Origin of the sequence: Planomonospora alba (genome assembly GCF_039534085.1) — a bacterium.
In the GTDB taxonomy this organism is placed as follows: domain Bacteria; phylum Actinomycetota; class Actinomycetes; order Streptosporangiales; family Streptosporangiaceae; genus Planomonospora_B; species Planomonospora_B alba.
Genome location: NZ_BAAAUT010000019.1, coordinates 1 through 12564, shown reverse-complemented (window position 1 = coordinate 12564; position 12564 = coordinate 1). Strand labels below are relative to the sequence as shown.

Annotated in this window: 13 protein-coding genes; 6 read left to right on the top strand and 7 right to left on the bottom strand. The window is 74.2% G+C overall.

Annotated features, from left to right (window positions below):
- Positions 1–4: 4 nt before the first annotated feature.
- The 3 genes from ABD823_RS13470 to ABD823_RS13460 all read left to right on the top strand — a co-directional run bounded on the left by ABD823_RS13470 (position 5) and on the right by ABD823_RS13460 (position 1887).
- Positions 5–463 (top strand): NYN domain-containing protein, encoded by a 459-nt coding sequence (locus ABD823_RS13470; RefSeq protein ID WP_344859342.1) that lies wholly within the window; start codon positions 5–7, stop codon positions 461–463.
- 205 nt (positions 464–668) lie between these two features.
- Positions 669–1472, top strand: coding sequence for an endonuclease/exonuclease/phosphatase family protein (locus ABD823_RS13465; protein WP_344859340.1), 804 nt, complete (start codon positions 669–671; stop codon positions 1470–1472).
- A 28-nt stretch (positions 1473–1500) separates the two neighbouring features.
- On the top strand, positions 1501–1887 hold the full coding sequence (locus ABD823_RS13460) for a VOC family protein (protein WP_344859338.1): 387 nt from the start codon (positions 1501–1503) through the stop codon (positions 1885–1887).
- Between the two features lie 138 nt (positions 1888–2025).
- Here ABD823_RS13460 and ABD823_RS13455 read toward each other — a convergent pair whose 3' ends face one another.
- Positions 2026–2916, bottom strand: a complete 891-nt coding sequence (locus tag ABD823_RS13455) for an SAM-dependent methyltransferase (RefSeq protein WP_344859336.1) — start codon at positions 2914–2916, stop codon at positions 2026–2028.
- A gap of 178 nt (positions 2917–3094) precedes the next feature.
- Here ABD823_RS13455 and ABD823_RS13450 point away from each other — a divergent pair, with 178 nt between their 5' ends.
- Positions 3095–4138: a TerC family protein gene (locus ABD823_RS13450; RefSeq protein ID WP_344859334.1), complete on the top strand. Its 1044-nt coding sequence runs from the start codon at positions 3095–3097 to the stop codon at positions 4136–4138.
- Between the two features lie 139 nt (positions 4139–4277).
- The gene (locus tag ABD823_RS13445) at positions 4278–4625 is read left to right on the top strand and encodes a DoxX family protein (protein ID WP_344859332.1); all 348 of its coding nucleotides are present in this window, start codon (positions 4278–4280) and stop codon (positions 4623–4625) included.
- 91 nt (positions 4626–4716) lie between these two features.
- Here ABD823_RS13445 and ABD823_RS13440 read toward each other — a convergent pair whose 3' ends face one another.
- From ABD823_RS13440 to ABD823_RS13425, 4 genes are all read right to left on the bottom strand, one after another.
- Positions 4717–5343 carry a nucleoside/nucleotide kinase family protein gene (locus ABD823_RS13440; RefSeq protein ID WP_344859330.1) on the bottom strand — a complete coding sequence of 209 codons (627 nt, stop codon included), beginning with the start codon at positions 5341–5343 and terminating at the stop codon, positions 4717–4719.
- 165 nt (positions 5344–5508) lie between these two features.
- A complete protein-coding gene (gndA, locus tag ABD823_RS13435) occupies positions 5509–6936 on the bottom strand; it encodes an NADP-dependent phosphogluconate dehydrogenase (protein WP_344859328.1) in 1428 nt (475 codons plus the stop codon).
- Between the two features lie 107 nt (positions 6937–7043).
- Complete coding sequence (locus ABD823_RS13430) at positions 7044–8216, bottom strand: serine/threonine-protein kinase (protein WP_344859326.1); 1173 nt, start codon at positions 8214–8216, stop codon at positions 7044–7046.
- Positions 8217–8276: 60 nt separating this feature from the next.
- Positions 8277–9779, bottom strand: coding sequence for a glycosyltransferase family 4 protein (locus tag ABD823_RS13425; protein WP_344859325.1), 1503 nt, complete (start codon positions 9777–9779; stop codon positions 8277–8279).
- Between the two features lie 199 nt (positions 9780–9978).
- Here ABD823_RS13425 and ABD823_RS13420 point away from each other — a divergent pair, with 199 nt between their 5' ends.
- Positions 9979–10563: a TetR/AcrR family transcriptional regulator gene (locus ABD823_RS13420; protein ID WP_344859323.1), complete on the top strand. Its 585-nt coding sequence runs from the start codon at positions 9979–9981 to the stop codon at positions 10561–10563.
- Between the two features lie 19 nt (positions 10564–10582).
- Here the strand turns inward: ABD823_RS13420 and ABD823_RS13415 are convergent, their stop codons facing one another.
- Both ABD823_RS13415 and ABD823_RS13410 read right to left on the bottom strand, forming a co-directional pair.
- Complete coding sequence (locus tag ABD823_RS13415) at positions 10583–11443, bottom strand: ABC transporter permease (protein WP_344859322.1); 861 nt, start codon at positions 11441–11443, stop codon at positions 10583–10585.
- Positions 11444–11495: 52 nt separating this feature from the next.
- Entirely contained in the window at positions 11496–12215 is a 720-nt protein-coding gene (locus ABD823_RS13410) for an ABC transporter ATP-binding protein (protein ID WP_344859320.1), read from the bottom strand.
- Between the last annotated feature and the right edge of the window lie 349 nt (positions 12216–12564).

The window sequence follows — 12564 nt, the reverse complement described above, 5'->3', positions numbered from 1 at the left end:
TTCCATGCGCAACTTGTCGCAGGGTCGGACGGTCCACCTCCTGGACGTCGAGAACCTCGTGGGAGCCCCGCGCCCCGCCTCCGACGAGGTCGCCACCATGATGAGCCTCTACCGCCGGCGCGTCCCCACCGGCGGCATGGACCAGTACGTCGCCGCCGTCAACCACGGCGCCCTGCTGCCCGTCGGCCTGGTCCTGACCGGCATCCAGATCCTGGTCCGCTCCGGCCGCGACGGCGCCGACGAGGCGCTGCGCGAGGTGATCCGCCTCGACCGGCTCGACGTGCGCTTCGAACGGGTCGTCATCGGCTCGGGGGACGGCGTCTTCACCGACCTGGCCGACTGGCTCCGCGGCCGGGGCGTGGACGTCGTCGTGGTCTCCCGCCCCGACGCCCTCAGCAACAGGCTCCGCCGTACGGCGGGCCGCGTCATCCCCCTCGACCTCCCCCTGGACCTGGCCGCCTGACCGGCCCGCGGCGGGGAGACGCAGGCGGTCCGGCGGGGCTGCCGGGGCCGCGCGCCCCGGTCCCACAGCGCCTGCGGGACCGGGCCGGGCGTCACCGGCGGCCCCTCCACCGGGGACGGCCGGGGCGCGGAGGCCGGCGTGCCCGATGGACCGGGAACCGGATCCGGCGTGCATCCGCGGCCGGTCGCCGGGAAGCGTGTGGGGTATGCGAGTTCTCTCTCTCAACGTGCTCGTCGGCGGCGAGGAGCGGTTCGACGAGATCCGCGCCATCGTGGCGGCCGAGCGGCCCGACCTGATCGTGCTGCAGGAGTGCGTCGGCTGGGAGGACGGCGAGCGGCTCCGCGAGCTCGCCGAGGCGGTCGGCATCCCCGCCGCGGAGGAGCACCTTGTCGTCGGCGCGGCCAACCCGCGGCCGAGCGGCCGCCGCTACAACGTCTGCGTGGCCTCCCGGACGCCGTTGCGGCGGCACGCGGTGCACGCGCCGCCGACCGTGGCGCACTGCGTCGTCGAGGCGGAGCTCGAACCCGCCGGAGGAGGCGACCCGCTGCTCCTGCTCGGCACCCACCTCGTCGCCGCCGACGAGGAGGCGAGGCTGGCCGAGGTGGACGAGCTGCTGCGGCTGCTCCCGCCCCGGCTGCTGGCCGTACGCGACTGCCTGCTGGTCGGCGACCTCAACGGGCTGTCGCGGCACGATCCCTACCCGGACGACCTGGCCGGGCGCCTGGCCGCGGCCGGGATCGACAAGTACGGCAACCCGCCGCGGTTCGCGGTCATCGACCGGCTGGAGGAGGCCGGCTGGGTGGACGCCCTGCGGGCCCGGCCGCGCTCGTCGCGCTGGGCCACCGCGCCCCGCGGGGGCGGCGGCGTGCTGGTCGACACCCGCAGCGACTACATCATGCTCTCGCCCCCGTTGGCCTCCCGCCTGGACTGGGCCGACGTGGTCGAGACCGGTACGGCCTCCGACCACCACGCGGTCGTCGCCCGCCTCGACTGGCGGGGGCGGTCCTGAGCCCGCGAGCGCGGGTAGGGGGAGGGGCGTGGAGATACTGAGCAGCCGGATCCTGCTGCGCCCGCGCGACCCCGGGCGCAGCCGCCGGTTCTACCGGGACGTCCTGGGGCTGGCCGTCCACCGGGAGTTCGGTCCCCCCGACGATCCCGGCCTGGTCTTCTTCCTCGGCAACGGCCTGCTGGAGGTCTCCGGCCGGGCGGAGGAGCCGCCGGGCCGGGGCATGTCGATCTGGCTCCAGGTCCGGGACGTCGCCGCCGAGCACGACCGGCTGCGGGAGGCGGGCGTGCCGGTGCTCCGCCCCCCGGAGCGGGAGCCGTGGGGACTGATCGAGATGTGGATCGAGGACCCGGACGGGGTGCGCGTCGTGCTCGTCGAGGTCCCGGCGGACCACCCGCTCCGGCGCGACCAGCGGTGACCGCACGGGGCGGCGGGACGGCGGAGCCCGGACGCAGCACCGGCGCGGCCGGTCCCCGCCCGCGCCGGAGCCGCCTGAACCGCCCGCGGCGCCTCGGTCCTCGGGCCGGGCAGCGCGCCGATCAGGCCGGGCAGCGCCTCAGCGCAGGTCGCGCAGGAGGAAGGTGACGAAGCCCAGGACGCCCCGGTAGCCGCCCAGCCACAGGTCGCGGTGCTCCCGGGCGGTGGCCAGGGCGGCGTCCCCGTCCGGGCCGGGGTGGTCCAGCGCCCAGCGGGTGAGCGTCCCGGTCCAGGACCACTCGTACTCGTCCCACTCGGCGAGCGTGCTGGTGTGCGCGTGGACGACGGCGTAGCCGGCGCCCTCCGCCCGGGCCACCGTCCCCGCCAGGTCCGCGTACTCGTCGGGGGCGGCGCCGAGCCCGTCCAGGACCTCCTGGCCGGGCGGCCTCTCCCAGAACCCCTCCCCGACCAGGGCCAGCCCGGCCGGGCGCAGGTGGCGCCGTACGGCGCGCAGGGTCTCGGTCAGCCCGCCGAAGGCGTGGGTCGCGCCCACGCACAGCACGAGGTCGTACGGCTCGGCGGCGGTGAAGTCCGCGGCCTTGGCCTCGTGCAGCCGGAGCCGGTCGGACAGTCCGCGGCGGTCGGCGTCCTCGGCGGCCGCGGCGAGGCCGTCACCGGAGATGTCCACCCCGTCCGCGGTGGCCTCCGGGTAGAGCTCCAGGGCCCGCAGGATCCACGGGGCCTGCCCGCATCCGAGGTCGAGGACGCGCGCCCCGCCTGCGAGCTTCGCCCGCCGGAGCAGGCGTTCCAGATGGGCCGCGCTGATCGGGCGGCGATGGGGTGGTCGGAGTGGGCGATGTGGCTGAGATCCATCCCGGGCAATATGCCGGACGGCCCGGCGCCGCGCCACCGGATATCCCGCTATACCGGCCGCCCGGCGCGCGTCCCTCCGCCCTGCGATCCGCCGCGGGCCCTCCTCGGTGCGTCCGTTCCGGCGCCTGTCCCCGGTCCGAGGTCTCCGGGCGCCCATCCGGGGCAGGACTCCGGGCAGGACGCGGCCGCGGGGGCCCGGCGGCGCCGTTCGGAGCGCCCGCGGCGGGGCAGGACTTACTCCTGCTCACCGGTGGGAACGGTGACGGGCGCGGCCGCGCCGCGCCGCGGCGTGGTGCGGGAGCGCGGACGAGAACGCGGATGGGGACGGTGTCGAGATGTCCATTGACTCGTTGGGGGCCTGGGCCATCGTGGTGGCGATCGTGATCGCCCTGCTGGCCCTGGACTTCGTGGTCACCGCCCGGCGCCCGCACGCGGTCGGGCTGCGGGAGGCGGCGGCCTGGTCGGTGTTCTACATCGGGGTGGCGATCGCCTTCGGGCTCGTGCTCTGGTGGATCGCGGGCCCGGAGCTGGGGACCGAGTACTTCGCCGGGTGGATCGTCGAGAAGAGCCTCTCGGTGGACAACCTCTTCGTCTTCGTCGTCATCATGGGCCAGTTCTCGGTGCCCCCCGTGTACCAGCAGAAGGCACTGCTGTTCGGCATCTCGGCCGCCCTGGTGATGCGGGCGGTCCTCATCACCGTCGGCGCGGCGGCCATCTCGCTCTTCTCGCCGACGTTCCTGCTGTTCGGCCTGCTGCTGATCTGGACCGCGGTGCAGCTGCTCCGCCACCGCAACGAGGACCCCGACCCCCGCGACAACCCGCTGCTGCGCTGGACCCGGCGGAGGTTCCCGATCACCGACGACTTCCACGGCGGGAGGCTGCTGGCGAGGGAGGACGGCAGGCGCGTGATCACCCCCCTGTTCCTCGTCTTCGTCGCCATCGGCAGCACGGACCTGCTCTTCGCGCTCGACTCGATCCCGGCGATCTTCGGGATCACCCAGCACCCGCTGATCGTCTTCTCCGCCAACGCCTTCGCCCTGCTGGGCCTGCGCGCCCTGTACTTCCTCATCGAGGGGCTGCTGGAGCGGCTGGTCTACCTGTCGATCGGGCTCTCGGTCATCCTCGCCTTCATCGGCGCCAAGCTCATCCTGGTCTTCCTGCACCGGGAGGTCTCCGCCGAGTTCCCGGAGGTCCCCACGGTCCTCTCGCTCGCCGTCATCCTCGGCGTCCTGCTCGTCACCGTCGCCGCGAGCATGCTGCGGGTCCGCCGCCACCCGCAGGAGCGGGCGCACGCCGGACGGGTGTACCCGGAGCACCGCGAGGCGGAGGCCGGAGCGGCCGGGGAGGGCGCGCCGCCCGCCGGCCCGTCCCCGTCCTGACGGCCGGGCTCCGCGCGGAGCGGTCGCCGCCGGGCCGAGGGCCGGCGGGGACGCCGTGCATCGCGAGCGCATCGCGGAACTATCAACCGGGGCCCGCAGGATCGGTGCCGCAGGAAAGCACCGATCAAGGAGTGTCCCCATGTCCACCACCGCCACCGTCGTCACCGTCCTGACCGCCCTCTGGGTGGGCTTCTCCGCCTTCTCGCTCCTGCGCCGCGCCGAGTGGGTGGTGAAGCCGCTGACGGACTACGGCGTTCCCCGCTCGTGGTGGACCTGGCTCGGCGCGGCCAAGGCCGCGGGGTCCGCGGGCCTGCTCGCCGGCCTGTTCGTGCCGGTCGTCGGCGTCCTGGCCGGGATCGGCCTGGTGCTGTACTTCACGGGAGCCGTCGTCACCGTGCTGCGGGCGCGCTCGTACTCGACCGTCGTCTTCCCGCTGCTGTACATGGGCCCGGTGATCGCCGCCCTGGTGCTGGGACACGCCGTCTGACGGCGGTGCGGGTCGCAGCCGCAGGCCGCCGCCCCACGCCGGGCCGCTCCGCTGCTCCGTTCCGCTCGGAGGACTCCGGACCCGCCCGTCGCTAGCCGACCACGACCGCCGGGTGCCGCGGGTCGTTCATCCGGACGACGACGTCGGCGGTCTCGGCAGGTTCGGCCTCGAGCTCGTAGCGCTCGTAGGCGGGCAGCGTCCAGCCCATCTCCGGCTCCGTACGGCGGGCCAGCGCGCCTGGGGAGAGCCGCAGGTGCACGGTCAGGTCGAACGGCAGCCACCGGCCCAGCAGCAGCGCCCCGTCCACCAGCAGCACCGCCCCCGGCGGGAGCGTGACGTACGGCGCGCGGGTCGCCCGGTCGGTCACGGTGTTCCACAGCGAGGGCAGGACCCTGCCGGATCCGCCCGGATCCAGCGGCGCCAGCACCTCGCGGGTCAGGCCGCCGGCGTCCAGCCAGTCCTCGTAGAAGGCGTCCGGGTCGGTCTTGCCGTGCTCGAAGCGGAGCGAGGCCGGGCGCAGGAAGTCCCACGCGGACACGCGCATGACCTCGCGGCCGCGCAGCCGGAGCGGACCGGCCAGCGCGTCGGCGAGGTCGCCGGGCCGCGCGGCGGGCGCGCCGTCGACCGCGACCCGCACCCAGGAGTCCCGGGGCGCCTCGGCGATCCGGTCGGCGAGCTCCTCGACCAGAGCTGACAGGGAGATGGGTCGTACACGCACCCTGCCATCCTGCCGAACGGCGGGCACCGGGGCGCACGGCCGCCCCGGGGGGATCGGCACCGGGACGCGCGGCCGCCCCGGTGCCGACCCCCCGGGGGCTGGGCGGCGGAGGGCCCGGTCCCGGCGGCGCGCCGGGACCGGAGGATCACGCCGGGACCGGGAGGGTCAGCCCTCGACCTCGGTGCGGTCGCCGGACCAGAGCGTGTGGAAGACGCCCCGGCGGTCCACCCGGCGGTAGGTGTGGGCGCCGAAGAAGTCCCGCTGGCCCTGGATCAGGGCGGCCGGGAGCCGCTCGGCCCGCAGCGCGTCGTAGTACGCCAGCGCGCTGGAGAACCCCGGCACCGGGATGCCCAGCTCGGCCGCGGTGGCCACCACCCGCCGCCACGACCGCTGCGCCAGCGCCAGCGCGTCGGCGAAGTACGGCGCGACCAGCAGGGTCGCCGGCTGCTCCGCCGCCGCGTACGCCTCGCGGATGCGGTCGAGGAAGACGGCCCGGATGATGCAGCCGCCCCGCCAGATCGTGGCCAGCGCTCCCGGGTCCACGTTCCAGGCGTACTCGGCGCTCCCCGCCCGGATCTGGTCGAAGCCCTGCGCGTAGGCGACGATCTTCGAGGCGTACAGCGCCCGCCGTACGTCCTCGGCGAAGTCCCCGCCCACCGTGCCGCCGGTGGCCGCCGGGCCGGGCAGGCCGCGCGCCGCCTCGCGCAGGTCCGCGTGACCGGAGACGGACCGGGCGAACACCGCCTCGGCGATGCCGCTGACCGGCACGCCCAGGTCCAGCGCGATCTGCACGGTCCAGCGGCCGGTGCCCTTCTGCTCGGCCCGGTCCGCCACGACGTCCACGAACGGCCGTCCGGTCGCCGCGTCGACCTGCCGGAGCACCTCGGCGGTGATCTCGATCAGGTAGGACGACAGCTCGCCCCGGTTCCACTCGGCGAAGACATCGGCCAGGTCGGCGGGGGACATGCCGAGTCCCTGGCGGAGCAGGTCGTAGGCCTCGGCGATGAGCTGCATGTCGGCGTACTCGATGCCGTTGTGCACCATCTTCACGAAGTGCCCGGCCCCGTCGGGCCCGATGTGCGCGCAGCACGGCACCCCGTCGACCTTCGCGGCGATGTCCTCCAGCATCGGCCCGAGCGCCGCGTAGGACTCCGCGGAGCCGCCCGGCATGATGCTCGGCCCGAGCAGCGCGCCCTCCTCGCCGCCGGAGACCCCGCACCCGACGAAGTGGATCCCGCGCTCGCGCAGCGCCGCCTCGCGGCGGCGGGTGTCGAGGAAGTGCGCGTTGCCGCCGTCGACGAGCATGTCGCCCGGCTCCAGCAGGGGAGCGAACTGATCGATCACCGCGTCGGTCGGCGCGCCCGCCTTGACCATGACCAGGACGCGCCGGGGCCGCTCCAGCGCCGCCACGAGCTCCTCCGGCGTCTCGCACGCGACGAACACCCCTTCGTGGCCGTGCTCCTCGACCAGCGCCTTGGTCCGGGAGTGCGACCTGTTGTGCACGGCCACCACGTGCCCGTGCCTGGCAAGGTTCCTGGCGAGGTTCGCCCCCATCACGGCGAGACCGGTCACGCCGATTCGTGCCTGGGTCATCGTCCGGCACCTCCTCTCATGACCACGATGCCAGGCGCAGCGCCGTTACCGATCAGTACGGCGGAAGCGGCGCCCGGCCGTGTCCCGCGGGCGCCGCGCCCCGCAGGTCAGGGGGACTGCCCGGTCCCCGCGCCGGAGGGGCGGTTCTCCAGGTACATCAGCCCGGCCCCGGCCAGCAGCAGGATCGCGAACGCCAGAGCCACGGCGGCGAACACCCGGCCGGACGGTCCGCCGGACGGCGCGGGCGAACGGGTGTCCGCGAACGCCTTCAGCCCCGGCGAGGTCAGGTGCGCGCGCATCCGGCCCCCGGCGGGCGGGCCCGCCGGGAGCGGCCCGGCCGGCCCGGCGTACGGAGCGGGCCCGGCGGGGGCCGGCGGCGCGGCGGGCGGGGCGGCCCCTGTCGCGCCGGGCACGGCGGCCGGAGCGTGGGGGAGGGGGTGCGAGGGCGGGGCGTGCCGTTCCAGGCGCAGGTCGGTGAGGGCGTCGCGCAGGGCCGCGGCCGAGGGGGTGCGCCGGGCCGGATCGGAGGCCATCGCCTGCCGGAGCACCTCGGTCAGCTCCGCCGGCACGCCCGGGATCTCCGGGATCGGCTGCCGGTGCAGGGCCATGATCACCGCGAGGTTCGCCACGCCGCTCTCCGGGAAGCGGGGCGGGCGGCCCGACAGCAGCGCGTACAGCGTGGCGGCCAGCGAGTAGACGTCTCCGGCCGGGGTGGGCTCGGCCAGCTCGAACGCCTCCGGCGGGGCGTAGGCGGGCGTGAGCGACTCGCGGGTCACCGACACCTCGCCGCCCGCCGATGGCATGGTCGCCAACCCGAAGTCCGACAGCACCACGTTGCCGTAGCGGTTGACCAGGATGTTGGCGGGCTTGATGTCGCGGTGCAGCACCCCCGCGGCGTGCGCGGCCGCGACCGCGTCGGCGATCCGGACGCCGATGCCGGCGACCTCGGCCGGGGCCAGCCGCCCCTCGGCGCGCATCCGGTCCAGCAGCGACCCGCCGGGGCACAGCTCCAGCACCATGTACGGCCTGCCGTCCGGCAGCACACCGGCGTCGTAGACGTGGGCGACGTGCGGATGGCCGGACAGCGCGCCGGCCGAGGTGACCTCGCGCACGAAACGGCGCCGGTCGCGCTCGGAGAGCAGCACCCGGTTGTCCACCTTGAGCGCGACCTCCCGGTCCACGGCCACCTGCCGGGCCCGGTAGACGATCCCGAAACCGCCCTGGCCGAGCACGCCGGTCACCTCGTAGCCCGGTACCGCCACGGCACCCGCTTCGGCCACCTGCCACCTCCTGGAGAGAGCGGCAAGATTACCGGAAGACGACCTTTCATCCCGGTTGAATCACCGAAGGGCGGGATGCGGCACAGGGTCACGGGGGAGAGCCCTTCCGCGTCCATGGCCGTGCCCGGCGTCCTCTCCGCGCTCGGCACATCCGGTATGCCCCGCGTGCTCGGCATGACCGCCGTGCCCCGCGTGCTCGTGCTCCACGGTCGGGTGCTCCACGGCCCGTCCCTCGCCCGGGCCGTGGAGCGGCTCGCGCGCCCGTGGGCCGCCGGTCCCCTCCCGGGCCGCGCGCGCGGCGGCGAGGTCGTCCAGGAGGGCGTCCCACTGCGCGCCCACCGACCCGAGGTCGTATCCGGCGGCCGTGCGCAGCGCGTTCCGGCCCAGCCGCAGGCGGAGCGCCCGGTCCTCGATCAGCCGGCACACGGCCGCGGCCAGCGCCTCGGGCTTCTTGGAGCGCACCAGCAGCCCGTCCTCCTCGTGGGTGATGATCTCCCCGGGCCCGTGGGGGCAGTCGAAGCTCACCACCGGCACGCCCTTGCTCATCGCCTCCAGGATCGTCATGCCGAAGCCCTCGTAGCGCGAGCTGACGACGTAGACCGACGCCTTGGAGAACTCCACGCCGATCTCCGCCGCGCGCCCCATCAGCTGCACCTTGCCGGACAGGCCGGCCTCCTCGATCCGCGCGCGCAGCTTCTCCTCCGCCGTCCGCGTGCCCGCGCCGTAGATGCGCAGGACCCAGTCGGGGTGCCGCGCCGCGACGTGCTTCCAGGCCGAGACCAGCCGGTCGAAGCCCTTGGCGTGCACCAGCCGGCCGGCCGCGGCCACCACCTTCTCCTCCAGCCGCGAGACGTCACCGGCCAGGTCGGGGACGGCGTTGGGGATGCGGACCAGCCGCCGGGGCGGATCGGCCCTCAGCAGCCTGGCGTACTCCTTCAGATCGGCCCGGGTGAGGGTGACGAAGGCGTCGAGCCTGCCGTACCGCCGCCTGGCCAGGCGCAGGATCTCCGGGGCGTGCACGCCGTACGTCACGTGCTCCTGGCCGATCGTGATCACCTCCGGAGGTGCGAACAACGCGGTGACCAGGTTGAACGCGGGCCGGGTGGAGATGACGACGCCGGAGCGGAGCGAGCGCAGGCGGCGGACCAGGCACAGGTCGGTCCAGAGCGTCAGGGCGTGGTGGACACGCTCCTGCTCGGGGACCAGCAGGCTGGGGAAACGCGACAGCAGCCGGGCCAGCGGCCCGGCCGGCGCGGTCCGGTCGTCCAGGAACGACACCCGGACGCCCGGCGGGACCGGGAAGAACGGCTCCTTCGCGGCCCGTACCACGCTGATGATCTCCACGTCCCGCTCCCGGGCCAGGTGACCGGCGAGGTTCAGCACGGTGCGGATGGTCCCGCCCATGCCGTAGGCGTGCTGCAGGATGATGCGGACCGTCCCGGCGTCCGGGGCCGGCGCCCTCCGCGCCCGCCTGTCGTTGACCGCTCTCAGCAGCCGCAGCGCCGACCGCGCGGCCAGCCTGCGGATCTCCTGCGCCGATCTCCCCGCCGGACGTCCCGCCATCCGAAGAGCCCCCTGCCCAGAACCGGTCCTCAAGCGCCCGAGGCGCACTTCCACGGGCCTCGCCCTGCCCCGGATGGACGGAGATATCCCCCCGAGAGGGCCAGAAGACCTTTACCGGGTGCGGGGACCGGCGGGTCCGGCGGCGGGCGGCCCGTTTATCCTGATCTCTCTTCCGAGAAGGTCCGAGAGGGGACTATTCGTGAGCGGACGGGATCCGGACCGGCGGCGGGCCCTCCTGGACGCCGCGGACCGGGTGATCCGGAGGGAGGGCCCGGAGGCGTCCATGGCGTCGATCGCCGCCGAGGCCGGCATCACCAAGCCCATCCTCTACCGGCACTTCGGCGACAAGAGCGGGCTCTACCAGGCGCTGGCCAACCGGCACGTCCGCAGCGTGGTGGCGCTGCTGCGGCCCGAGTTCGACCGGCCCGGGAGCGGGCTGCGCGAGCGCGCCCGCGCGGCCGTCACCGCCTACCTCGACATGATCGCGGCCAACCTGAACCTCTACCGCTTCCTGTTCCACCGGGCGGGGGCGGAGGACAGCCGGACCCACTCGCAGATGACCGCGGTCGTGCGCGGCCTGGGGGAGGAGCTCGGGAAGGTGATCGCCGCGGAGTCGGCCGTCCTCGACCCGGTCCGCGCCCAGGTGCTCGGGCACGCCTTCGTCGGCATGGTCCAGGCCACCGGTGACTGGTGGCTGGAGCACCCCGAGGTCGACCGCACCGAGGTCGTCGAGGGCCTGGTCAGCGTGATCATGGCGGCCATGTCGGCCGCCCCGCCCCGCTGACCCGCCGGGTGCGCGGGCGCTACTCGCCGAAGCGGGACAGCTTCCCGTGCGCGCGGGCGTACCGCAGCGTCCACGCGAACAGGCCCAGCGTCGCCGCCAGGTAGACGGCGTCCAGCGCCGCCGCCCAGGCCAGGCTCTCCCACGGTACGGCGCCGCCGTCGAGGACGGCCCGCATGCCGGTGAACACGTGCGTCGCCGGCAGGAACCAGGCGACCGCCTGGAGCGGTCCGGGAAGCACCTCCACCGGGTAGAAGATCCCCGCCAGCGGCTGCACGACGAAGACCAGCGACCAGGCGATCACCTGGGCGTTCTCCCCGAAGCGCAGCACCGCCGAGATGCCCACCAGCCCCAGCGACCAGCCCATCACCAGCAGCAGCGCCATGAACGGCACCAGCCCGGCCCCGAGGCTGGTGACGCCGAAGCCGTAGAAGGCCAGCGCGAGCCCCGCCATGACGGCGATGGCGAAGACCACCTTGCCGAAGGAGAACACGACCAGGCCCACCACGTACTCGACGGTGGACAAGGGGCTCACCTGGACGTTCAGCAGGTTCCTGCTCCAGATGTCCTCCAGGAACGCGATGGAGATCTCGTTGCTGGCCTTCTGCAGCACCTGCCAGAGGAGGACGGCGCCGATCAGGAAGGCGACCACGAACGGCACCCGCTGAGACTCCAGGAACACCGTCACGAAGCCCCAGACGAGCAACTCGACCGTCGGCCAGAACACGATCTCGAACATCCGGATCGGGCTGCGCCGCAGCGCGGCGAAGTCCCTGCGGACCACGCCGCCGACGCGGGTCGCGCGTGCAGCGAGGCCGAGCGGCGGATGGATCACGGCCGTGGCCCGCCGCTCCCGGGCCTCGGGGCGGTCGTGCGCGGTCATCGGCGGTCCTTCCGGCCGTGGACGGGCAGGGGCGTCGCCGGTCGTCTCCCGGTCATGAGCGGGCCACCTTGAGGAAGACCTCCTCCAGGTTCTGCGCGCCGTAGACGTCGGCGAGCTCGGCGGCGCTGCCGCTCGCCACGATCCGTCCCGCGGACATGAAGTGGATACGGTCGCACATGCGTTCCACCTCCTGCATGTTGTGCGAGGTGATCAGCATCGACCGGCCGCTCTCCCGGGCGACGCGGACCAGGAGGCTCCGGATGCGGTCGCCCGCGTCCGGGTCGAGGTTGGCCGTCGGCTCGTCGAGGACGAGCAGGCTGGGCTCGTTGACGAGCGCCTTGGCGAGCTGGACGCGGGTGCGCTGGCCGGAGGAGAGCTCCATGACCCTGCGTCTGCGCAGGGGGCCGAGGTCGAGCAGCTCGATGAGCTCCTCGACGCGGGCTCCGGGGGCGCGCACGCCGTACAGGCGGGCGAAGACGTCCAGCACCTCGCGGACGTGCAGGACCCCGGGCAGGTCCACGTAGCTGGCGGCGAAGTTGATCCGGCTGAGGACCTCGGTCCGGTGACGGTCCAGGTCCAGGCCGAACATGCGGATGCTCCCGGAGTCCGGGGTGATGAGTCCCAGGAGCATGTGCAGGGTCGTGGACTTGCCGGCCCCGTTGGGGCCGAGCAGCCCGATGATCTCGCCGGGGCCGACCGTGAGACCGACCTCGCGGACGGCGGTCACGGCGCCGAAGCTCTTCGCCAGTGCGCGGGCTTCAAGGATCGTCACCGCTCCAGCGTGCGCTCCGTCACACCTGCCCGGCAAAGGGTTTTCCGCAGGTGGCGTTGATTTGACGATGCGCGCGAGGGGACATAAAGTCCACCGGGCCCGAGAGAGACGGCGGAGACCGCCGGAGACCTCGGGACCTCTCGATCGCTCCTCTCCGGTTCGACACGAAACGGATGGGCGGGTAAATTCGAGGGGTTGCTCCGGAGACGGAGCGGTCGGAATTCCGGAAGGAATCGCAAACCGGGTCAAATTGACACGGAAAAGCGGTTCTGAAAGAATGAAGACACAACGAAGCGAACGAAACGCCCCGCGAGCGGCGGGCCGCCTGGCCGGCCGGGAGCGGTGGACG